A 23,248-nucleotide genomic window follows, 5' to 3' on the forward strand; every position below is an offset into this window, starting at 1 on the left:
CAAGCTGGATGATTTCCTTGGCAAGGCGGTTGAAGAAGTCGCCGGACGGGATTCCACGCGCATTCTCAATGCACTGATCGAGCGCTTTGAAGAAAAGGCCGTGATCACCGCCTGGATCGAAAAGAGTTCCACCAACCTCGAGGGCCAGTCTGAAACACCGCCGCTGGTCTCCACTGACAACCGGGTTTTCTCCCTGCGCTCCAGCCCGATGCGCACGGATGCTGGTGAAGTGATCGGACGCATCTGGATCGTGAAAGACCGCTCCGAAATGCGGGTGCTGGAGAATCAGCTGCGCGAATCCCAGAAGATGGGAACGATTGGCCAGCTTGCCGGCGGCATCGCCCATGACTTCAACAACCTCCTCACGGCCATTCGCGGCAATCTCACCCTCGCCGAACTCACCCCTGCGTCCAACCAAGCTGGAGTGCGTGACAAGCTGCAAAACGCCAACCACGCCACCACGCGTGCGGCGGAACTCGTCAAATCCCTGCTCGGCTACTCACGCCGCAGCACCGGTGTCGCCGTGCGCAAGTCCACCAACCTCAAGCGCCTTCTGGCTGACGTGCAGAACCTCCTCAAGCACAGCGTCGATCCGCGTGTCACCATTCAAATGCGCGGCGGCATGGACGCCTCCTATGCGACTGGAGACGCCACGCAGATCGAGCAGGTCATGCTCAATCTCTGCCTCAACGCCCGCGATGCACTGCCCGCAGACAAAGGCGTGATCGAAATCGCCGTGGAAAACGTCACCCATCGCATGCCGTCGAAATCAGCCGAGAGCAATGAGGCTTCCGACTTTGTCATGCTCGTGGTGCGTGACAACGGCCACGGCATCTCTGAAGAGCACCGTCAGCGCATCTTTGAGCCCTTCTTTACGACGAAGGCTGGCAGCAAAGGCACAGGTCTCGGCCTCTCCACCGCGCAGGACATCGTGCGTGAGCACGGCGGCTGGATCGAGTTCGACAGCGAAGTGGGGAGAGGCACCGAATTCCGCGTGTTTCTGCCACGACTGCTCAGTCCTGAGCAGATTGAGGAGGAGGCACCGATCGACAACGGGCCGGCCATCAACGCCCCCATCGGCGCTCAGACCACCATTCTGGTGGTGGATGATGAAGCGCCGGTGCGATCCATCGCCATGAACATGCTCGGTTTCCTGGGCTACCGCGTTCTGGAGGCCTGCGACGGCCAGCAGGCGCTCGACATCCTCCTGCGCACTCAGGAGAAGGTGGACGCCGTGCTGCTCGACATCTACATGCCCAAGCTTTCCGGCCGCGACACCTTCAAGGAACTGCGCGCTGTCGGCAACGATGTGCCGGTCGTGGTTTGCAGCGGTTTTGTCATTGATCCTGACGAATTTACCATTCTCAGCCAGGGCCGGACACCGCCGGTGGACATCATGCTCAAGCCCTACTCGTTGGACGGTTTGAGCAAGGCGCTTGCCAAAGCCGTGCAGAAAAAGCAAGTGGAAGGCCCTGTTTATGAGCTCACCGCCAGCCGGGCACCGCAGCAGGCAGCAATGCTTGTTTCCTGAGCACAAGTGAAATCTGGGAGGAGAACTGCCTGTCGGCAGCCATCTTTCCCCTTTTCGATTGCCGCAAAGGCGCTACCATCCGCGCCCCATGATCAAAGTCGGCCTCGTCTCCCTCGGTTGCGCGAAAAATCTCATCGACTCGGAAATCATGATCGGCCACCTCCAGCAGGCAGGCATGGTCATGACACCCGAGCCGGATCTCGCGGATGTACTCATTGTGAACACCTGCTCGTTCATCGACATGGCCAAGAAGGAAAGTGTCGGGGCGGTGCATGACGCCGTGGACCAGCGGGCGGGCTCGAAGAAGCGTGCACGACAGAAGATCATCGTTGCAGGCTGCCTCTCGCAGCGTTTTTCAACGGAGCTACCGGGCCTCATGCCAGAGGTGGATGCCTTCATTGGTCTGGATCAGATCACCCAGGTGGCCCCCATCATTCAGAAGCTCATGGGCACCAAGGATCACGAGCAGGAAAACCTCGTCACCCGCCAGCCGCAGTACATTCCGGATTACGACACGCCGCGCTTCCGCCTCACGCCGCAGCACATGGCCTACATCAAGATTGCCGAAGGCTGTAATCATCCGTGCTCCTTCTGCATCATCCCGCGCATCCGTGGCCGCCATCGCAGCCGCACGCAGGAAAGCATCATCAAAGAGGCGCAGCAGCTCATCGCCAGCGGGGTGAAGGAGATCAATCTCATCTCCCAGGACACCACCTACTTCGGCATGGACAAGTGGACGGAAGAGCGCCCCAAGCCGCGCAGTGGGGTTGATTCCACCAAAGGCGAGTCTCTTTCCTCCCTCATCCGCGAGCTCAACAAGATCGAAGGTGATTTCTGGATCCGCCTCCTTTACACGCATCCCGCGCACTGGAGCGACGACCTCATCCAGGCCATTGCCGAGAGCCCCAAAGTCGCACGTTACATCGACATGCCGCTGCAGCACATCAGCGACCGCATGCTGGGCCTCATGAAGCGTGAGACGGACGGCGCCTACATTCGTGATCTCATCAAGCGCATCCGTGCAGGCATTCCCGGAATCGCCATCCGCACCACCTTCATTGTGGGCTTCCCCGGTGAGACCGAGGCTGACTTCAACGAACTGCTTCAGTTCATTCAGGATACGAAATTTGAGCGTGCCGGCGTCTTCAACTACTCGCGTGAGGAAGACACCCGTGCCGCGAAGATGGAGGACCAAATCCATCACATGACCCGCAAGGCCCGCTGGAACGAGGCCATGCGCGCCATCCAGCGCAGCATCGAAGGCTTCAACACCACGCAGGTCGGTCGCAAGATGCGTGTGCTCGTTGAGGAGCCCGGCGTCGCCCGCAGTGAAATGGACGCGCCTGACATCGACACCACTGTTTTCGTGAGCAAGAAACTCCCCGTGGGGAGCTTCGCTGACATCACCGTCAAGGAGTGGCGCGGCTACGATCTCGTGGCGGCCTAAGCAACAAACGGTCACTCAGCGGCCTTGGGCCGGAAACGTTCGGCGACGCGGTCCACACCACCGCGTGGTCCGTTCACCGGCTTGAATCTACCAGACTCCCAGGTTGTTTTTTCCGGGTAGGGATAGAGCGGCATGTCGAGCTCGGTTTTGCCGTCGACGATTCGTTGTGCACTGAGAGCGTGAGGAGCCTCGCCTTTTTCGCGCCAGTTCATGACCAAGCCGAGCATGTCGGGCAGTTTGTTGATGCCGGGACCGGGGCCATGGCTCATGCCGGGAACGATGTAGAATTTGCAAAACGCCGCTGCTTTTTCGAGAGAGCCAAAGTGTTCGGCGACGCGCTCGTAGTAATCGAGTGAGGCATGGTAGGGCACGCAGGAGTCGGCGGAGCCGGAGATCATGATGAGTTTGCCGCCGCGCTTTTCGAAGGGGCTCAGGTCCGCATTTTCAGCGTTGAGATAGGGGCCCAGTGCTGCGGTGTAGGTGTCGATGTCTTTGCCGAAGTCGAGGCTCTGGAGGTCTTTGTCCTTCCCGAAGACCCACTGGAAAAGATAGAGGTGACCGTGGGCGATCTTGAATGAACTGCCGAAGGGGATGCCATCGAAAATGCGTTCACCGGTGATCGCATGTTTGGGGCCGCCGAACAGTTTCCTGAGGGCCTCGGCGTGTTTGACTGTCAGTGTTGGATCTTTTTTCAGCGCCAGAGCGATCACTGCGTCGATGTCTTTTTCGGTGCAGCGCGGGTCTGAAACCATCTTGCCTGCGGTTTGCGGGATTTCGCGTGAGGCCATGTATTCGTTGCCGGCGGCGATGATGTTTTCCTCCTGCGAAGCGGTGAACGGGCACTGATGAAAGATCTGTTCGTTCCATAGGAAATACGCGTGCAGCGGAGTGCGGCAGTGGGCGGGGACATTGGCCACGATGCCGTCGTAATCTTCGGGATAGCGCTGGGCTTCCTGAAGCGCCTGCTGGCCTCCGGTGGAGCCGCCGTTGAAGTAGGAGTATTCGGGGACGCGGCCGTAATAAGCTTTGATCACCTGTTTGGCGGAGACGGTCATGAGATGGGTGGCGCGATAGCCGAAATCCTTCCAGACATCCGGTTTGCCAATGCCGGAATCAGAGTTCGGGGCGGTGCCCATGTCTGTAGTAGCCACGGCATAACCACGAGCCATGTATCCCGCGAGGCTTCCTGAATTGATGCGGCCAGCGGAACCGCCGTTGCCAAGGCCGATGAAGCGGTTGTTCCATTTTCCTGCCTTAGGCAGCCAGATTTCCACGTTGATGTTGGAGTCCTTGCCCGGGCTGAGAATGAGCTTTACCACCGTGTGTGGCGGCAGGTTTTTGTCTGCAGTGGCGCTGACTTCCTCTGCGACCACGATTTTCCCAGCGTCGATTGGAAGCTGCTTGAGTGTCGCAAGCCGGTCTGTGTTCTCCGGAGGAGCGGCCATTGCTGACATGGAGGCCAATGCCCCGAGAAAAAAGTGTCTGCACAGCTGCCAGGGAATTCTTGAGGTGGGATGTTTCATAGCTCAGTCACTGAATGATCTGTCTGTGTGGAGCTGAATGCGCTCCGATCATGAGCGTGCCGAATCACGGCGTTCCTTGCAACAGATGAATGAGCTTTCCCCGCGGACGAAGCGCGACTCTGAAGAGTCAGCGTCTTCTGGAGGTCCGTTTCCGCACTTTGGCCTGCGCGCGGAGGGTCTCGTTGATTTCTTCCGGCGTCAGGACGATCGCGTGGCGGATGGTGACTTCCTCCAATTTAGCGATTTCAGCGGGCGGGGCCGACGGCGCTGGTGCTGGCGGATTGAGCGGAGTCTTCGGAGGTTCGGCGGCTGCGACGACAGGCGCAGGGGGTGATGGCACTGCCGGGGCAGGAAGCGGAGCTGGATTGGTGGCAATCTCTTTGGGGGGGAGGGCGGGCTGAGCAGGCTTGTCGTTTTCCGGGGCCGTGAGAATGGCCCGGCGGATGACCGGTTCAACATTGGGTGCTGGAATGCTGCTCACCGCACTCGCCGAAGTCACAAGCTGCGGCTGCGGCAGGGAGGGCGTGACCATTTTTTCAGCGGGTTGCTTCTCCTCGCGTGTGACATTTTCAAGCAGAGGCGGTGCTGATGATTCTGGCTTGAGCGCCACTGACATCAAAACATCCGCCACCATGGCAGAGGGCGGTGATGGCGGGAGGGTGGGGGTCTTAACCGCCACCACGGGGGGCTTAATCACGACAGGCTGGGGCAGTGACTGAAGGGGCGAAATGGCTGCGGGTTTTGGAGTGGTCTCTGCGACCTCCTTCAGCAAGGGGACTGCGACTTGTGACAGCGAATTTGGCGCTGCAGCAAGCACGCCTGAACTGGCATCTGGCAAGTCGCCAAAGATCATCCAGGTAAGAGCGCCAAGAAGCAGGACTGTCGCAGCCAGGGCCAGCCATGGGAAAGTGAATTGGGGAGGAGAAGGACGATGGAAATCGAGTGACTTGAGATCGCCACTGACAGGGGCGAGGAGGAAGGTTTTTCTCGCGTGATCCACGGGGGCATCGACCGGGACTTGGTCTTCCTCAAAATCAGAGACAAAACCTGCGCTGATGACTTCCTGTGAAGCAAGCGGGTCCTCGATGGAGTCCATTTCGGCGCTTGCTGCGGTGAGGAGATGGGAGAGCTTTTCTGTGAAGTCGGGAGGGTAGGGGACGGTGCCGCCGCTTAATACGCACTGCAGGCACTCATGCAGGTAAGCCGTTGCCATTTCAGGCATGCTGGAGGGAAATTCGGCAACCTCGCGCAACTGACCTTCTCCCGTGAGAAGATAGGCCGCCAGACCGATGAAGGTGCGATGACGTTCATCACGGGCGGCGATGCCGCTTGTTTCTTCATCTGGGTTGTACTCCCATGGGCTCAGATCGATCAGCCGTGGCTTGCACAAGCTGCGCATCGTCTTGTGCAGGCGGAGTTTCACCACAAATTTTGGCCAGGCGTCCAACCGCTTTTGATGCAGGCGCTCCAGATCACGAGGAAGAACGGGGCCGTCATAGCCGACACAGAGCTGAATATTGGCCGGATCCAAATCCACGCGCTGAACGCCTGTTTCCGTCGCCTGCTCCAAACCGGCATGGATCTGCCGCAGCAGAGTGATGACTTCTCCAGGATTAAGAGTGCCGCGTTTCGCCATCAGGGCGCTCAGGGACATGCCCGGTTCGCGCGCCTCGGAAAGAAAGGCCCAGTCAGGGCCCTTCCAGAGACTCATCATACGCAGGATGTTGGTCTGTCTGGCAGGATCCTGCCGCCAGACCTGCGGGGGGAATGTCATGAAGTCAGCCTGATTTGCAATGCGTTCGGGCGGCAGCAGATGCAGGGTGACCGGCTGTTCGGCGGACGTGTTGACTGCCGAAATCGTGAAGGGATGGCAGCCTGAAAGCTCGGGGTTTTGAATCCGGAAACTCGCACCAAACAGAGTTTTCAGCGGAATTTCTCCCAACAACAATGTCTGCAGGTGGGAGACGGGCAGTGTGGAAGGATCTGCCACCAGCAGCAGCTTGGGATTGCGCGCCTGCACCAGGGTGACGTAGGAGCACACCGCCTCGCGAATCTCATCACGCAGAGACTTTCTCGAAATCGAATGAGCTGAGGGGCTGGTCAGGACAGATTTGAGGGCGAAGCGCAGGCTCGCTGGCAGTTCTGCGATGATGCTGAAGTCGTCGGGATTGCCGCCAGGATAGGTCTGCCCGGTCATGAGCAGAAAGAGCAAGCGGCAGGCCTCGACAACGAATCGCGAGCTGTGCTGGCCAAAGGCTTCGGACCTTGGCTGCGACAGGCCGTAGTCATACAGCCGGAGCTGCAAAAACTCCTCTTCCTGGGTGGTGACCAATACCTGATCCATGCGCACCGTTGAAAGCAACTGTCCTTGTTCCTCAGCTCTTCCCAGGTCTTGGAGAAGCTGATGCACCAATGCCAGCGATGTCACGGTGGGCAAGGCCCCGCGCCGCCGGACATATTCCTGGACGAACTCTCCCTCATTCAGGTCGGTGACGAAATAGGGCAGTCCATCATCAACGCCAACTTCGAGAATCGTCATGAAGGACTGGCCGCGCATGACCGCCGCACTTTGCAGCAGTTCCAGAGTGCGAAGCTGCAGGCCTTCATCGATTATTTCCGGCTTCACCGCCACCTGTTCCAAGGTGGTATTGGGTTCGTAAAACCTGTGGAGGAACTTGGATGCTCCCTGTGATTTTTGAGCCTTCCGGCGTGCACCTGACTTGGATTTGCGTCCTTCCAGCCGTGAGGCAGCCCACTGGCGGCGCGACTGCCAGTTCACGGGCTTGACCCAGCGCCTCATGGAGGGAGGCTGACTTGGGGTAGGAGCCGGAGCGGCTTTCCCGGTGAAAATATGAAGTTCCACCAAGCGGCTGTTTCGCTGATCAAAGGCCAGCATGACCACCTCGTCTTGTGCGCGTGGCAACTTGATTGGAGAGCCATGGCGATGACTTGCCAAGGCGAGGGATCCAAAGAGTTGCGGCCCTTCAATCATAACTTAAGCGTGCTGATATGGAGAATTCAGAGAACTGTGTTCAGTGGGAGACATGGTTCTTGAGTATGATCTTTGCGACTCAATTGTGCAATGGAAATTATATATGGTGGATATATATTTGAAAAACGATTATGAATATGACTAATATCGTTTTCGAATTAAGCTGCAAGGGTGTCCCTCATGGGTCATGCAATCAAAGCCGCTGAGTTGCTTGCTCTCAGCGTGAATCATGGACATTCTGCCTCATGACACGCACCATTCTTGCCATCGGCGCACACTATGACGACTGTCCCTTTGGCATCCCTGGCACACTTCTGCGTGCCGTGCAGAAGCATCAGCGTGTGGTCATTCTCAGCCTGATCGGTGACTACACCAACTGGCCACCGGTCAAAGGCCGGGAGCAGGGTCTGCTGGAACTTTCGAAACAGCTTGCCGCTGAGCGCGGCATCGAGATGCGTTTTTTACCCTATAAGAGCCTGGGCTTCGAGCCGACTCTGGAGACCAAGCGAGCTGTGGCCGAAGTGGTGGCCGAGGTAAAACCCGACACCGCCTTCATGCTCTGGCCGCGTGACCGCCATCCTGACCACGAGGCCGCAAGTGCCATCTGCCATGCGGCCTTGTATCAGCCGGCGCGCCTGCTCGGGCGCGATGAGGTGAAGACACCCTCACGCGTGTACTGGTATGACAACGGTCCCGGACATACGATCGGCTTTGAGCCGGACACCTATGTCGATGTTTCCACCGAATGGCCGGCTGCGAGCGAGTGGCTGGGACGGCTGATGGCCTACGTGCGCAAAGAGGAGTATGATCCGACCAAAACGGATGCAGCTATGGAGACGAAGAGCGTGCTATCCCGGTATCGTGGGCTGGCCTGCGGAGCCAAGTATGCCGAGGCTTTCAAAAGCGTGCGGCCGGTGGTGAATGCTGAGTTTTGAAACTCGTGCCACCCATCCATAAGTGGTGCCCCCGGTAGGATTCGAACCTACGACAAATTGATTAAGAGTCAACTGCTCTACCAACTGAGCTACGGAGGCGTGTTTGAAACCAAACAGCGTTGGAAGGGAGGGAGTTTTAATCGTGTCTGGGCTTGGTGCAAGTGAGTTTTATCCTCGAAGGACAACTTTCGGATATCGGCGCATCACCCGGGGGGCTGATACGCTGGCAACCCGGCATGATTTTGGATGTCTTCAATGCGCTGCCGTGGTATTCCGCCTGCATGCGTGTGCTTGTTTTCTTCCTTTTTGCGTCGCTGCAGGCCGTCCTGGCGGCAGATCTTCCCCTGGCAATCACCTTGGCTGGCCAGCCCGGGGCCTACACGATCAAGAGGTGGAAGAACGACTGGCCGGGCTGTGAATTTGAAGGTGGCATCGCTCAAGGGCGTGTCGCCATCGTCGAACGCGATGCGTTGAAATGGCTGCGTGTGAATTTTGCCGTCGGGAAGATTGGTCCTGAGGAGGGTGGCGCTGGCTGGCGGATGCCGTTTGGAAAACATGAGACAGCGGAGCTGGGCTACACGGTGCGCTTCAGCAAGGATTTCGATTTCGTCAAAGGTGGCAAGCTGCCGGGATTGTGCGGAGGGCCGGACAATGTCAGCGGCGGCCGCCGGGCGACGGGGACGAACGGCTTCTCAGCGCGTCTGATGTGGCGCAAGGATGGGCGTGGCGAGGCTTACGTGTACCACAAGAATCAAAAGGGGGACTATGGCGACAGCTTTGCCTTTCCTGCCGATTTCCGCTTTCCCGCCGAAACTCCGGTCAAGGTGAGGATCGCTGTGACAATGAACGCCGTGGGCAAACGCGATGGTGCACTGCGTGTGTGGATCGACGAAAAGCCGATGGTGGAACGAACCGACATGGAGTGGCGCACGGTGGACAGCTTTGGCGTGGATGGTCTCTACTTCGAAACCTTTCACGGCGGAGGTGATGCCTCGTGGGCGCCGACACGGGCCTGCTGGGCGGAGTTCGCGGAGATGAAGGTTGGTAAATAGTGATCTTTCAATAGCCTGCGCATTGGGCATTGACCGTGTTCCTGCAAATCAGGACACTACAGCGCTTGCACGTGTGACTGCGAGCGAGTTTGGCCGCCCGGCACCCGGGCAGGCGGAGGCACGCGAACTGCTGGAAGGGTGAAGCAAAGACTTTCGTTCTGACATCACATCATGTGGTGGATGAATCTATTTGATCCGCCACGATGCTTGCGAAGTTCGACAGACTTAGTTGGCCATGATCAGCTGTACTGCATCGGCACCGACGATGCCGTCCGTGTCCTTGTTGCTGATCGTGATGACGGCAGGCTTGTCGGCGGAAAAGGTGAATGTGCCGAGACTGACGAAGAGCTTGTCGATGGGTGGCGCCTTGCGTTGATTCACGAGCACTGTCTGTGTACCTTTCGTGTGTTCAATGATCACGGGCACATTGCAGGCACGGTTGGGCGCAGAGGCATAGGACACGCGTACTTCGTATTTGCCTGCGGTCGGGATTTTCATCCGATAAATGACGCTCTTGGTGCCTTTCTCGGTGTTTGCGTCATGGATGCTTGAGCCATCGACGGGACTGCCATAGGCACTGCCGATCCAGTGGCCGATCTGCTCAGCTTCCTGCTCGCTCATGACAATGCCGGGCAGCTTGGCGGAGCGGACCATGCTGGCGAGAGAGGCGAGTTCGAGCACGGCTTTGTGTTCGAGCAGTTTTTTGCGCAATGCGGGCACGTCGATGTTTTGCACCGGAGTCTTCGCCTTGATCGCCATGACGGCGGCGAGGCCTGATGCATGGCCCAGCGCCATGTACACCGGCTCCATGCGCAGTGAGCAATAAGCGATGTGGCTGGCGGAAAGGCAGACGGGGACGAGCAGGTTTTCACATTCGGTGCGCTTGGGCGTCAGGCTGCGATAGGGGATCTGATAAGGCAGCGCCGGGGTGTCTTGAAAGCTGCCTTCATCACGCACGGTGCCGTCTTCGGCGAGGATGCGCTGCACGATGTGGCAGTCGATCAGGAACGAGCCCATGCCGACGGAGTCGTCTTTGAAGATGTCGGTTTGCAGATCCTTCTGCACCTGGACGTATTCGCCGATCATGCGGCGGCCTTCGCGCACATACAGCGCGTAGGGCCAGTGGGCGTTGTCGGCGAATTCGTCTTTGCACAAGCCCCAGGAGTTCGCCTGCTCGCGCAGACTTTGCGGCACGCGCTCGTCATGGCCGAGGAACCACAGCATGCCCTGGATGAAGTCGGTGTGGTCCTGCCAGATGCGTGCGCGTGTGGCGGCATCGCCATCAGGGTAGTCGAAGTTTGTGCCGGGATAGTCGGTGGAGAAGAGGCCCTGGGCATTGAGGTCGTATTTGCCATTGGCGACATTGCCGAGATGGAACAAGCGGCCGAAGCGAACGCCGGGGAATGCTTGAATAAGGCGCAGCAGCAGTTCGTATTTAGCGGGATCGTAACTCGCGGGCTTGGGGAAGGGGACCAAGATGTCTGCGCGCTGTGTGACGCAGATGCGGAAGTTGTAGCTCTGGGTGAGCTTGTCCGCACTGCCGGGGGAGAGTTTCGGATCCGGGAAGATGCCGAAGATGGGTTTCCCCTGCGCATCCAGGCCAGAGATACTCGTGGGGGTGCCGTGAATATAGCTGGGGCCTTTGCCGCCGATGCTTGGGCAATCGCTCTCCATCACTTCGATGGTGCGTGGGCGAATCGGCATGGGGTGATAGCCCGCGAGCGGCTCGCCATACTGGGCGGTGCTTTCACGTCCGACGATATAGCTGACCTTTGCCGCTGCCATCAGATCGCCTTCATAGGTGGCGTCGATGAATTCTTTGCCGTGGTAGGTCGTGCCGTCGTTCGTGGTCAGGCCGGTGATGCGCGCGCCCTCCTGCGTGATCGACTTGAGTGACTGCGCTGTGACCACCTTCACGCCGGCTTCCTGCAGCATCGTTTGAAACGTGCTCAGGTTCACGCGTGGCTCCGCATACCACATGGGGGTGTCCGGCTTGGCGGCAGCGGCGCGCGCGAAAAACTCGCGCGGGAATCCGCCGATGGTGTCCTCCTTGCCCACGTCTGAGCGGCTGAGACCGCCGGTGACCATGCCGCCGATCCAATTTGTGGGCTCGATGACGACCACGGAGGCCCCTTCACGCGCGGCGATGATGCCAGAGCTCAGACCTGCGGGAGTGCCGCCGTAAACGACGAGGTCAAAATCTGCCGCAGCAAGAGGAGAGGCGAGACCAAGAAGGAGGAACAGGCGGGGAAAAAGCATGAGGCGAAAAAAGAGCAGGCGGCAGCGCCATGCATCCTTTTTCGCCTCGTCTTTTGAATCGGTGTGCTTACTGCTTGGCGAAAGCTTCGAAGGCTTCGGCCACTTTGCCTTCCTTCTCGTCGCCCTTGTGGAAGAGGAAGAGATGACGCAGGAGCGTGTATTCGCCCTTCTTGAGTTCGTAGGCGCCGTCAGGGGCATCTTTGTCGAGCGACTTGGTGCCGAAGGGATTGGCGGTGAAGAGGCCGTAGGTGCGGACGTGCCACGGGGTGGGGAAGCGGAAGCTGGAAGGATGATTCAGCATGGCGACGCCGAGTTTTTCACCACCGACGATGCCGTAGTAATCGCACCATTTGGCGCGTTTGCCCCAGGCAGCGGCGTCGGTGAGGCCTTCGCTGTTGATGATGTGGCCGCTGCCTTTTTGATTCTTACCCATCTCGACAGCCATTTCCGTGGGGACGCGGATGCTGAGGCCGGCGTCTTTTTTGTCTTCAAATTTGGCGGTGCCTTCGGTGGCAAGCAGGATCTGTTTCATCTCGATGCTGCGGGAGCCTTCGTCAGCGCGGAAGATCATGGTGCGCTCTTCTTCGAGGTATTTTTTTCCAGCGGGATCAAGGTAGTCGATGATGGAGACGAGCACGGCGGAATCGGGTTTGGCCTCAAGGGTCTTGAACTCACGGTGTTTCTCGCTGCCCAGCTTGCTGAGACGTTCCGGGGTCTTGGATGTATCCCCGAAGGTGAGCCGTTCGGCCCAGGATTCGATGCCGTTGATGCCCTCGCTGCCAAAGCAGATGCCGCGATGGTGGGGATGGTCATGCTGCTCGCCTTCGATGGTCTTCATCGGGTAGTTGCGAGTCATCTGTTTGCCCGTTGGGCCGAAGACAGGGGCGAGGTAGGGCTTGTTGGCCTGATCGACAATGTATTCGGCAAAGACCTGCCCATCGACCTTCACGATGGCTCCACCAGTGGCGGTTTTTTCGACGGTGAATTGGGCGGCGCTGGCCATGGAGGCGAGCAGGAGTGATGCGGCGAGGAGCAGTTTCATGGTTGTGGCAGTGAACGTCGGTGAAATTGGAATGCTTTCGGCTGAGATCAATCCCAGCCGTGGAAGAATTGGAGTGCGGTCTGAGTCGTGTCGGTGGCGACTTTCTCGACGGCTTCCCCGCGCAGGCCGGCGATGGCGCGTGCGGTGTCCGCCACGTAGGCGGCTTCGCAGCGTTTGCCGCGATGAGGAACCGGAGCGAGGTAGGGTGCGTCGGTTTCGATCATGTAGCTGCCCGCAGGCACGAGGCGTGCGGTTTCGGCGATGATGCCGGCATTTTTAAAGCTGACGATGCCGGTGAACGAGATGAGATGGCCGCGCTCCAGCAGCGGCTGCGCCTGCTCCAGCGAACCGGTGAAGCAGTGGAAGACGCCGCGAAGGCGATCGCTAAATGGCAGCACGAGTGCGGTGAGGTCGTCCCAGCTCTCGCGATTGTGCAGGATCACGTTGAGTTTAAGTTCTGCCGCGAGTTCGAGTTGTGCGGTGAGCACACGGGCCTGATGCGCTTTCCACTCATCGAGGGTGAAACCTTCCGGCGGGGCATGGAAGTAATCGAGGCCGATTTCGCCGATGGCGCAGACTTTGAGATGTCTCGCCAGATCCTGGAGTTCGTTGATCCAACCGTCGCCGCAGACCGAGTCCGCATCGCAGGGATGTATGCCCACCGCTACACGCACGTCGGGCTCGTGCTCCGCGATGGCGAGGAGCTTGCGGGCGTTTTCGAGATCCGTGGCGGGTGCCACCATGCGGGTGACGCCGGCTGCGCGTGCGCGTTCCAGCACGGCGGGCAGATCGCCGTCGAATTGTTTGCTGCCGAGGTGGGTGTGCGTATCGAAAAACATGCCCTGCGCCTTCGCATCTGGGAACCGGGTGTCAAGCGTGACGAATTAGTCCTTTCCTCGTGCGCCACATTCATGGTAAACCAAGCCCATGTCTTTTCGCCGGTTGCTTTTGGTTTTGCCATGCCTGCCAGCGCTTCTATGTGCTGCGCCGACAGATTATTTTGGCATTCACGTTATCGATGAACAAACAGGACGAGGCGTGCCGCTGATCACGCTGAAGACAACCAATCACATTGCTTTGACGACAGACAGCGCGGGTTGGATCGCCTTCAACGAGCCGGGATTGATGAACCGCCAGGTGTACTTCGGCGTCGAATGTCCGGGGTATTCGCTGCCGAAGGATGGGTTTGGCTTTGTTGGCGTGCGGCTGACTCCCGTGGCAGGAAAGTCCGTGGAGGTGAAGGTGCTGCGCACCAACATCGCGGAGCGTTTGTGCCGGCTGACGGGGCAGGGGATTTACCGTGACAGCACCTTGCTGGGGCATGAGGCACCTTTGCCGAGCCCCAATCTGTTTGCGGATGTCATGGGACAGGACTCGGTGCAGGTGGTGTCTTGGAAGGGGCGCTACTTCTGGATTTTTGGAGACACGAATCGCCCCAACTATCCGCTGGGCAATTACCACTCCACGGCAGCATGGAGCGATGCGCCGGACCAAGGCGGGCTCGATCCCGAGCACGGCATCCACTTTGAATACATCACTGATGAAAATGGGGCGGTGGCCAAGATGCTGCCGCTGGAGGAGCCTGGTGCTGTGTGGCTCTTTGGCATGCACACGGTCATGGATGCAGCGAACAAGGAGCATCTCATGGCGCATTTCTCACGCTGGCGTGATTTGGGCAAACGATTGGAGCATGGCCTGGCGGAGCTGGATGAATCAACGGGACGCTTTCAGCGAACCACAGTGCTGGGGGATGAATTTGAATGGCAGCATCCGCAGGGCAATGCCGTGCGGACCAAAGGGGAGAATGGGGACTGGATTTACTTCTCCACGCCCTTCTGCCGGACCCGGGTGAAGGCGAGTTATGATTCCGTACTAAACACCTCCGCCTATGAGTCGCTGGCGTGGTCGGCGGAGCAGGGAGACTACGTCTGGCAGCAGGCGCTGAAACCAACGACGCAGAAAGACGAGGAAAAGCTCATCGCCGAAAAGAAGATGCCCGAGGAAAAGGCGCGCATGCAGGTGGTGGACGCCCAAACTGGCAAGCCGGTGCACCTGCATGCAGGCAGCGTGCATTGGAACAAACACCGCGAACGCTGGGTCATGATCGCAGTGCAGGAAGGCAGCGCGGAATCTTACCTTGGGGAAGTCTGGTATGCGGAGGCGAAACAGATTGAAGGCCCGTGGCGCAAGGCGGTGAAGATCGCCACGCATCCGAAGTACAGCTTCTACAATCCGAGCCATCATGCGTTTTTCGATCAGCAGGAGGGACGCCTGATCTATTTCCAAGGCACCTATGCAGAAACGTTTTCCGGCAATCCCATCGCCACGCCACGGTATGACTACAACCAGATCATGTATCGGCTTGATCTGGATGACGAGCGGCTGAAGGCGGCGCGGGTGGACTGAACACGCGTGACGAAAAAGGCACAACGCCATGGCTTCACGCCGCGCTTTGATTCGGCATGCATGGCGGCATGGAATTACTGCAACGCATGGATTGGCTGGCCTTCGTGGGCAGGAGTTTTCTTGGCATGCTGTCGTGGCTGGGGCAGATCGCCGCCTTGATGGGCGAGCTGATGATCGGACTTAAGAGCGGCAGGTGGAGGCTGAAGCTGGTGGCGCATCAAATCATGGCGATTGGCTACGGATCGCAGCTGGTCGTGGTGGTGACGGGGGCCTTCACCGGTGCGGTGTTTGCCTTTCAGTCGTATGCGAAGTTCAAGGAATTCGGAATCGAATCGACCGTGGGTGCCATTGTCTCGGTGGCGCTCTGTCGTGAGTTGGGGCCGGTGCTGGCGGGACTGATGGTGTCGGGGCGTGTGGGGGCCGCGATGGCGGCGGACATTGGCACGATGAAAGTGACCGAGCAGATTGATGCCCTGCGCGTCATGGGCGTGCACCCGGTGGATTATCTCGTCCTGCCGCGCTTTCTGGCGATGTGTGTGTCCATGCCGCTGCTGGTGGCTGAAAGCATCGCCTTCGGCTTGATGGCTTCCTATGCACTGATCGTTTATGGTTTTGATGTGCCGGGCGGCTGGTTCTGGCAGCACAATGTAGATCACACCGAGGTGCTGGATGTGGGGATCGGCATGTTCAAAGGGCTGGTATTTGGTATCATCATCACGCTGATCAGCTGCCATCAGGGCCTCATGGCGGAGAACGGTGCGGTCGGTGTGGGGCTCGGTACCACACGTGCGGTGGTTTACTCCTCGCTGACGATGCTGGTTTCCAATTTCTTTCTGACTATCGCGCTGAATTATGTGTCCCCGTTGGGCAGCGCATCCTGAGGAGGGCTGAATCTCCATGCTTGCTCTTTTTGGCCCGGCCCGATAGCCTGCGCTGAAATTCAACCAATTCAGCACCACCATGTCAGCCAATCTTGCAGAACTCCTCGGTACGATGATCCTGGTACTCCTCGGCGACGGTGTCGTCGCAAATGTGGTGCTGAAGCAGACGAAGGGCAATAATGCGGGCTGGATTGTGATTACTGCGGGCTGGGGCTTTGCCGTTGCCGTCGCGGTTTATTGCGTGGCTGCCATCAGCGGTGGGCATTTGAATCCTGCGGTGACCATCGGTCTGGCGACGATCGGTAAATTCGAGTGGGCGCTGGTTCCCGGCTACATTGCAGCGCAGATGGTGGGTGCGTTTCTCGGTGGCATTCTCGTCTGGCTGGCCTACCTGCCACACTGGCCGGTGACGGAATCCAAAGGCGACAAGCTGGCGGTCTTCAGCACCGGCCCGGCGATCCGCCACACGGCAGGCAATCTGATCTGCGAGGCCATCGGCACCGCCATGCTGGTGCTCGGTGTGCTGGCGATCCTGTCTCCTGCCAATCTGGTGCCCAATTCAGGCTTCGACAAAGGCCTCGCGCCTGCGCTGGTCGGCCTGCTGGTGGGGGCGATTGGCCTGTCTCTCGGTGGCCCCACTGGCTACGCCATCAATCCTGCGCGCGACCTCGGCCCTCGCCTTGCTCATTTCGTCCTGCCGATCCCCGGCAAAGGCAGTTCTGACTGGGGCTATGCGTGGATTCCAGTCGTGGGTCCGATCATCGGCGGGATTGTCGGGGCGCTGGTTTACAAGGCGCTGTGGTGATCACTTCGGAGTGTGAGGCACGAGGACGTCGGGTGATTCATTCGACTGCCGGGCCCGCTTGGCCATTTCGCGGGCAAACTGCTCCTGGGAGCGGCGCGCTTTGGCGGCGGTGACATGGAGAAGTTGCCAGGTGCCATCAGCTTTAAGGACGCGACCACGAGCAGTGTCGGCGAAGTGGACTTCGAGGATGTGCTGCAGGCGCTTGCGCGCCTCCCGGTCTTCAACGGGCGTGAGGAGTTCGACGCGCTTGGAGAGATTGCGGTTCATGAAGTCCGCGCTGGCGATGAAGACAGCGGGCTTGCCGCCCTGACGGAACCAGAAGATGCGGGCGTGTTCCAAATAGCGGTCGATGATGCTGACGACGCTGATGTTTTCACTGATGCCCTTGATGCCCGGGCGCAGGCAGCAGATGCCGCGCACATTGAGACGGATCTTCACGCCGGCCTGGGAGGCCTCGTAGAGAGCCGCGATCATCTGGCGGTCTTCGAGCGCGTTCATCTTGAGCATGATCTCGGCGGCTTCACCCTGACGGGCGCGTTCGGTTTCACTGCGGATCATGGAGACCAGGCGCTCGCGCAGGCCATAAGGGGCCATGCTGAGCTTGCTGAAATGCACGAAGCGTGAGCGGCCGGTGACGGTGTTGAAAAACGCGGAGGCGTCAGCGCCAAAATCAGCCCGGCAGGTGAGCAAACTGATGTCGGTGTAGAGCTTGGAGGTGGCTTCGTTGTAGTTGCCGGTGCCGAAGTGCATGTAGCGTGTCATGTGGCCGGATTCGCGGCGCATGACGAGGCAGACCTTGGCGTGCGTCTTCAAACCGGCGACGCCGTAGATGATCTGCGCGCCTGCATTGATGAGGTCTGTGGCACGTTCGAGATTGCGCGCTTCATCGAAGCGCGCTTTCAGCTCCACCAGCACGGTGACGTGCTTGCCGGCCTGAGCGGCACGGATGAGCGCGGAGATGATGCGGCTGTTCTTGGCGGTGCGGTAGAGGATCTGTTTGATCGCGATGACGTTCGGATCAGCCGCGGCTTCCTCCACCAGAGCGAGGACGGGCTCGAAGCTCTCAAAGGGATGATGCAGCAGGATGTCCCCGCGTTTGATCGCATCAAAGATGCTTTCACCAGGTGTGATGGCGGTGCTTGGGAGGCTGTCCCAGGGCTCGACCTTGAGTTCCTCGAAACCTGAGATGCTGGCGATCTGAAAGTAGGCTCGCAGATCAAGCTCGCCAGGGATGTCATAAATCTGCGCGGTGCGTGCGCCGCAGAGATCGCGGATGATGCGAGTGTGCTCGCGCGAGGCGCCGGTCTCGATTTCGATGCGGATGGCGGGGCTCTTCAGACGCTTTTCGAGCACCTCCTCCATTTCGCTGGCGAGGTCGAAGGCGCTCTCGTCATCGACGGAGATATCCGTGTTGCGACTGACGCGGAAACGTGCGGGAGCGGAGACTTTCTCCGCAGGGAAAAACTCACCGATGAACAGAGCGACGACATCTTCGAGGTTCACGTAAAGGTACTGGCCGCCTTCAGGATCAGGCACCAGGACATGGCGTGGCAGATTGGCGGGCAGCGGCAGCAGCACATGACGCTTTTCCGTGTGACCATTGTCGCCGCCGGTCACGGTGCAGAGCATGATGATGTTCAGCGCCGGTATGGCCGCACGTGCGCTGGTGTCATCCACAACCACTGGCGAGAGCACCGGGAAGATGTGCTCGTCAAAGTATTCATGCAGCACCGTGCGCTGTGCAGGAGTGAGTTCGGTGTTCAGGAGGCGCCGGATGCCCTTCTCCTTCATCATCGGCACGAGCTGCTGCTGCAGGATGTCATACTGACGCGCTACAAAGACGGCGGCCTGCTGGTGCACCTGCTCCCATTGCTGGGTGGGGGTGAGGCCGGCGTTGTCGCGCACGCGCAAGCCCTGCTCACGCAGAAACTGCAGGGCGCCGATGCGGACCATGAAGAATTCATCAAGGTTTGACGCGGTGATGGCGAGAAACTTGACGCGTTCGAGCACAGGCAGATCAGCGCGCGCCACCTCGTCCAGAACACGAGAATTGAAAGCGAGCCAGCTCAGCTCGCGGTTGATGAAGTGATCCTCGGTCAGGCGCAGCGGCGGCGGTGCGGTTGATGAGTCAGGATTTGGCGAGGATGATGTCATAACCGTAAATTTCGCGGAAGAGATCGCATTTCATATCAATGGCGATCTGTTCGACTGTGGTGTCATCCGCCCCCTGGGTCAGCACGTTAAGCCGGGTGCCTTCGGGGCGGAGCTGGATGGATTTGATGCGCTGCGCGTGACTGCGATCCAGAGCGTCTGCGAGGCGCAGCAGCGCAGCGAGCTTAAGCACGATCATGCGCTCTTCTCGTGTGAGGTCGGAGAAGTGCGGGTGATTGGGCTCAGGATTGTAGCGACGATGGTAGCGGGCGAGCAGGGCGACCATCACGCGGTCATGCGAACTGAGACCAAAGATCTCGGTGTGCATGAGGATGTAAAGGCTGTGCTTGTGATGCTCACGCGGACTGATGAACATGCCGACCTCATGCAGCGTGGCGGCGATGCGGAGCACGAGTTCGTATTTGGCGTCCAGCCCATGCAGATGCTGCAGCTCGCGGAAGAGCTGGCGGGAGAAATTGGCGACGTGGTCGGCGTGTTTGCGGTCGGTTTTATAGCGCAGGCCGATCTCGCAGGCGGCCTGCATGACTTCCTCCTGGAAAATCGCAGTGCGCGAGCCGGAGGTCATCAGATCCAGCATGAGTTCGAGCTGGAAGTCACCTTCAGGCACCCAGAGGGAATCATCACCAAAACGACGGGCGAGCGCGAGATTGGTCTGCAGCGCCGGGATAATGCCTTCGCCGCCGGTGTAGTGCACGTGGAGTTCACGCACGAGTTCATCGGGATTCAGTCGTGCCAGTTTGTCAGTGAGGCGAGCGAGATCATTTTCCAGCACGCGATGGGCGCCGTGGCGCGCTTTGCCAAGCCGTGGGGCAACGCTTTGAATCTCAGCGCCGATGGCGACGTGGTGGTCGATTTTTACGTCGGAATAGTCCTGCGCGAGGTGATCCACGACGCCGCGGATGTGCTCCTCCAGATGCACCATCTGCTGGCGGGCCTCGTCATCCGGCGTGGCGATGGCTTCGCGGGCGCGGAAGATGCCGAGGCGGTAGTTGCTGTAGGCGGCGAGTCGGCCCTGCTGGAAATAGATCGCACGAGTGTTGCCGGGGCCGATGTGGGAGACAAAGGTGTTTCCTTTGGCGAGCAGCGGGTTCTTCAGCAGCATGCGCTGGGCGATCTGATAGACCAGGCGCGTCATGTTGCCGTCATCGATGAGGCTTGGGGCGACTCCGCTGTGAACCTGAAGACGGTTGAGGAAAATCTCGTGATTGACGGCCTCCGCGAGAATGTTGGAGGTGAACAGGCGCAGCTGCGAAGACGGGATGCCATACTCGCGCATCGTCTGAAGATAGTCGCGGAGGATGGCGGCTGCTTGATCGACCGTGTTGCGCGAGATGCTGCGTGCGCGGAAAATATCACGCGCGACGGGCAGCGGACGGTCCAGGCTTTCGATGCTGATGAACTGGCCCTTGTCATCCTTCCGGCCGATGACGAGCGAAACAGAAGCCGCACCCACATAAATGACGGCATGTTCCGGCGGCGGATTGAGTGTGACAGGTGGAGTCGCGTCACTCATGGATTGGATACGTGATGAAGCATTCTTCGGTGGTTATTTTCCGGTGCTCCGCATCCATGCGACCGCACCGGCGGCCACGGCCTGGCCGCCAAGTTTGGCGAGCGAGTATTTGATCCCGCGGGCAAGTTCCGGGATGGCGTAGTGCTCGACCTCTTCCTTGAGCAGGTTCATGTAGAGCTCAGGCAATTCTTCGACCAAACCACCACCGAGCGTGATGCGGTCAGGAGCCAGCAGGTTGACCACTGTGGCCACGCCCATGCCGAGATAGCGGATGGAGTTGCGGAACATGATCATGGCCGCGTCTTCGCCGCTGCGGAAGGCATTGGCGAGCGCCTTGCTGCGGATGTTGCGGAGAGCGCCCTGGGTTTTTTTATCGAGATCGGCAAGCTGGCCGCGATAGCAGGCCAGTCCCGCCTGAGAGGCGAGCGCGAGACGGCTGGTGAGGTCTTCGAGCGTCACGGTGCCAAACACCGGGCTGCCGATGTGAGTGCCTGGCAGCAGCAAATTTCCCAGCTCCATGGCTGAGATGGCGCGCCCCATGACCAGCTGGCCGTTGTAGACAAATCCCGCCCCGACACCTGTGCCGGGAAACACGCCAAGCAGCGAACGCGCACCTTTGCCTGCGCCGAGCACGTACTCGCCGTAGGTGCCGGCATCAACGTCATTCAGCACTGCGACGGGGCATTTGAAATGGGTTTGCAGCAGCTTGCGCAGCGCCATGTTGGTCCAGCCCAGATTGGGCGCGAAAATGAGAATGCCTCTGTCAGGATTCACCAGGCCGGGGCAGCCGATGCCGATGCCCTGCAGGCCCTTGGGATCCACTCCAGCCTCGGCGATGGCCTCATGAATGGCTTTGACGATTTTGTTGCGGCCCTTGGCGGCACCGTCGGAGCCGTTGGTGGATTTGCGCGCGGAGCCGAGCACGGCGTAGTTGGCATCGAGCACCGAGGCCATCATCTTGGTGCCGCCGAGATCAAAGCCGATCCAGAAGGGGACATTGCGGAGCTTTTTGGACGGCTTCGGGGACGGCTTCTTGGGCGCGGATTTGGTTTTCGCTTTTTTGGCGGGCATGGCGTGGGAAAGACAGCCCCAAGACACACGGGCTTTGGAATGCAGCAAGTGACAATGTGAACGCGAGTCTTCTTACTTGGACCAATGCCTTGTGGCAAAGTTCAGGTACTGCGTCCAGTCGAAATCCGTCACGTCGTGTTTGCCGGTGCGGATGTGGTAGCCGATGAAATCGCCGACAGGGGTGTCGATGGCGGGTTGTGCCTCCACGACGACGCCCTGTTTGCCGAAGCGGGCGTAAACCGGGCTGGCGAATTTGCCGGAGAGGAACTCGCCTTTCTGATCCGCCCAGTGGTCTTCGGCGGCGCTGGCGATGTAGATGGGTCGTGGGGCGGCAAGGGCGATGAGCATGTGCATGTCCACCGGGCAGGCGGCGGCATTTCCTGCGTAGTTTTTGTAATTGGGAGTGAACCAGTGCGGGAAGGCCTTGGTGATGATGGCGGTGGTCTCGCCGAAATCGCGCCGCATGAGGGCGGCACCGCCTTCACCGGAATCATTGGAGATGACGACGCCGAAGCGGGTGTCCTGCACGCCAGCCCAGAGGGAGGTTTTGCCAAGACGTGAGTGACCGATGACGGCGAGGTGTTTGCCGTCCACCTGCGGATCCGTTTGCAGGTAGTCGGCGATGCGGCTGAGCCCCCATGACCAAGCGCCGATGGCACCCCATTCACCGTCCTTCCAGACGGTGTTCGCCCCATCCTTGCTGACGGCGGCGCGGAGACCTTCCTTCCAGCCGTCGGCGTGGTCGGGTTCGATGTCGCCATAGTAAGCGGTGGCGACGGCGAATCCGCGCTTGAGGATCATTTCGAGCGGCCAGCGGCTGCTTTCGGTGCCACGGGTGGCTTCCGTGGCGCGATGATCGACGATGTTCTTCTCCTTGCTTTCGCGCATCCAGCGGGTGCTGAGCGGCACGTCGGTCTCGGTGCTGACGGCATGATTGCCGCCGAAGCTGAGTCCGACGAAGCATGGCGCAGCCTTGGTGGCATTCGGCGTGTGGAGCATCACATCCATGCCGGGCCAGTCGGGGCGGCTGGGCAGCGAGATGTGGATGAATTTCCGTGTGGCCAGGCCGCCTAGAGCGTCCGTTTTCGTCGCGGTGACTTCGAATTTGGGCGCACCGATGTCGGCGGGTGTTTTGCCATAAACGTGATCTTCGAAGAGTTTGAAAATCTCGGGGCGGCGCTTTTGAGTCCAGTCATCGACGGTGGTAAGCTTCAAATCAGGCAGCGGATCAGTGCCGACTTTGGCTTCGTCGTAGTTCACCCCAGGGCGCGGGGTTTGAGCCAGGGCGGAGGCGGTGAGCAGGAGAAAGAGGGTGGTGCGCATGGTTGGAGAAGACTGAACGAGGCGGGAGAACCGAATTGTTCGTGCCTTTGCTGATCAGGCGATGTTTGATCGGCGGCCATTATGAATGACTCCCCAGTACCTCCACCGCTGCCTGCATTGAAGCCTGTGATGTCCCCACGTTTTTCGCGGTTGGGGACTGTGCTGGCAGTGTGCGTCATCGTCGCCTGCGTGGTGTTTGTGGTGCGCAAGCAGTCAGAGAACAGGGCGGGTGGCGGTGCCGAAGTACATCCAAACCGCATGCTGGAGCTGATGGCGCGTTACGTCGTGGGGGTGCA

General features: G+C 59.4%; 16 protein-coding genes and 1 tRNA gene. 7 read left to right on the forward strand and 10 right to left on the reverse strand.

The window, feature by feature from the left end; translation table 11 throughout:
- Positions 1-1,531, forward strand: a 1,531-nt coding sequence (locus tag ACIREA_RS06425; protein ID WP_397381435.1) for an ATP-binding protein, incomplete at its 5' end; no start/stop codon positions are given.
- A gap of 88 nt (positions 1,532-1,619) precedes the next feature.
- Positions 1,620-2,978, forward strand: a complete 1,359-nt coding sequence (gene rimO, locus ACIREA_RS06430) for a 30S ribosomal protein S12 methylthiotransferase RimO (RefSeq protein ID WP_397381436.1) — start codon at positions 1,620-1,622, stop codon at positions 2,976-2,978.
- An 11-nt stretch (positions 2,979-2,989) separates the two neighbouring features.
- Here the strand turns inward: rimO and ACIREA_RS06435 are convergent, their stop codons facing one another.
- Together ACIREA_RS06435 and ACIREA_RS06440 are read right to left on the reverse strand one after the other, a co-directional pair.
- The gene (locus tag ACIREA_RS06435; RefSeq protein ID WP_397381437.1) at positions 2,990-4,432 is read right to left on the reverse strand and encodes a tannase/feruloyl esterase family alpha/beta hydrolase; all 1,443 of its coding nucleotides are present in this window, start codon (positions 4,430-4,432) and stop codon (positions 2,990-2,992) included.
- Positions 4,433-4,628: 196 nt separating this feature from the next.
- Complete coding sequence (locus tag ACIREA_RS06440) at positions 4,629-7,301, reverse strand: hypothetical protein (RefSeq protein ID WP_397381438.1); 2,673 nt, start codon at positions 7,299-7,301, stop codon at positions 4,629-4,631.
- Between the two features lie 437 nt (positions 7,302-7,738).
- Here ACIREA_RS06440 and ACIREA_RS06445 point away from each other — a divergent pair, with 437 nt between their 5' ends.
- On the forward strand, positions 7,739-8,428 hold the full coding sequence (locus tag ACIREA_RS06445; RefSeq protein ID WP_397381439.1) for a PIG-L deacetylase family protein: 690 nt from the start codon (positions 7,739-7,741) through the stop codon (positions 8,426-8,428).
- A 23-nt stretch (positions 8,429-8,451) separates the two neighbouring features.
- Here ACIREA_RS06445 and ACIREA_RS06450 read toward each other — a convergent pair.
- A tRNA-Lys gene (locus tag ACIREA_RS06450) sits at positions 8,452-8,527 on the reverse strand.
- A 62-nt stretch (positions 8,528-8,589) separates the two neighbouring features.
- Here ACIREA_RS06450 and ACIREA_RS06455 point away from each other — a divergent pair.
- Positions 8,590-9,480, forward strand: a complete 891-nt coding sequence (locus ACIREA_RS06455; RefSeq protein ID WP_397381440.1) for a polysaccharide lyase — start codon at positions 8,590-8,592, stop codon at positions 9,478-9,480.
- A 225-nt stretch (positions 9,481-9,705) separates the two neighbouring features.
- Here ACIREA_RS06455 and ACIREA_RS06460 read toward each other — a convergent pair whose 3' ends face one another.
- The 3 genes from ACIREA_RS06460 to ACIREA_RS06470 form a co-directional block, all read right to left on the reverse strand.
- The gene (locus tag ACIREA_RS06460) at positions 9,706-11,739 is read right to left on the reverse strand and encodes an FAD-dependent oxidoreductase (RefSeq protein ID WP_397381441.1); all 2,034 of its coding nucleotides are present in this window, start codon (positions 11,737-11,739) and stop codon (positions 9,706-9,708) included.
- Between the two features lie 67 nt (positions 11,740-11,806).
- The gene (locus ACIREA_RS06465; RefSeq protein WP_397381442.1) at positions 11,807-12,781 is read right to left on the reverse strand and encodes a PmoA family protein; all 975 of its coding nucleotides are present in this window, start codon (positions 12,779-12,781) and stop codon (positions 11,807-11,809) included.
- Between the two features lie 47 nt (positions 12,782-12,828).
- Positions 12,829-13,620, reverse strand: a complete 792-nt coding sequence (locus ACIREA_RS06470) for a TatD family hydrolase (protein ID WP_397381443.1) — start codon at positions 13,618-13,620, stop codon at positions 12,829-12,831.
- Between the two features lie 199 nt (positions 13,621-13,819).
- Here ACIREA_RS06470 and ACIREA_RS06475 point away from each other — a divergent pair, with 199 nt between their 5' ends.
- The 3 genes from ACIREA_RS06475 to ACIREA_RS06485 all read left to right on the forward strand — a co-directional run bounded on the left by ACIREA_RS06475 (position 13,820) and on the right by ACIREA_RS06485 (position 16,873).
- Complete coding sequence (locus tag ACIREA_RS06475) at positions 13,820-15,187, forward strand: hypothetical protein (protein WP_397381444.1); 1,368 nt, start codon at positions 13,820-13,822, stop codon at positions 15,185-15,187.
- 56 nt (positions 15,188-15,243) lie between these two features.
- Positions 15,244-16,068, forward strand: a complete 825-nt coding sequence (locus ACIREA_RS06480; RefSeq protein WP_397381445.1) for an MlaE family ABC transporter permease — start codon at positions 15,244-15,246, stop codon at positions 16,066-16,068.
- Positions 16,069-16,147: 79 nt separating this feature from the next.
- Positions 16,148-16,873, forward strand: coding sequence for an MIP/aquaporin family protein (locus tag ACIREA_RS06485; protein WP_397381446.1), 726 nt, complete (start codon positions 16,148-16,150; stop codon positions 16,871-16,873).
- Here the strand turns inward: ACIREA_RS06485 and ppk1 are convergent, their stop codons facing one another.
- The 4 genes from ppk1 to ACIREA_RS06505 form a co-directional block, all read right to left on the reverse strand.
- Entirely contained in the window at positions 16,874-19,027 is a 2,154-nt protein-coding gene (ppk1, locus tag ACIREA_RS06490) for a polyphosphate kinase 1 (protein WP_397381447.1), read from the reverse strand. It lies immediately after the preceding gene.
- Positions 19,002-20,558, reverse strand: coding sequence for a hypothetical protein (locus ACIREA_RS06495; protein WP_397381448.1), 1,557 nt, complete (start codon positions 20,556-20,558; stop codon positions 19,002-19,004). Before ACIREA_RS06495 ends, ppk1 begins: the two co-directional genes overlap by 26 nt.
- A gap of 33 nt (positions 20,559-20,591) precedes the next feature.
- Complete coding sequence (locus ACIREA_RS06500) at positions 20,592-21,629, reverse strand: ROK family protein (RefSeq protein WP_397381449.1); 1,038 nt, start codon at positions 21,627-21,629, stop codon at positions 20,592-20,594.
- Positions 21,630-21,701: 72 nt separating this feature from the next.
- Complete coding sequence (locus ACIREA_RS06505; RefSeq protein ID WP_397381450.1) at positions 21,702-22,952, reverse strand: acetylxylan esterase; 1,251 nt, start codon at positions 22,950-22,952, stop codon at positions 21,702-21,704.
- Between the last annotated feature and the right edge of the window lie 296 nt (positions 22,953-23,248).

The sequence above is a fragment of the Prosthecobacter sp. genome (genome assembly GCF_044373815.1).
In the GTDB taxonomy this organism is placed as follows: domain Bacteria; phylum Verrucomicrobiota; class Verrucomicrobiia; order Verrucomicrobiales; family Verrucomicrobiaceae; genus Prosthecobacter.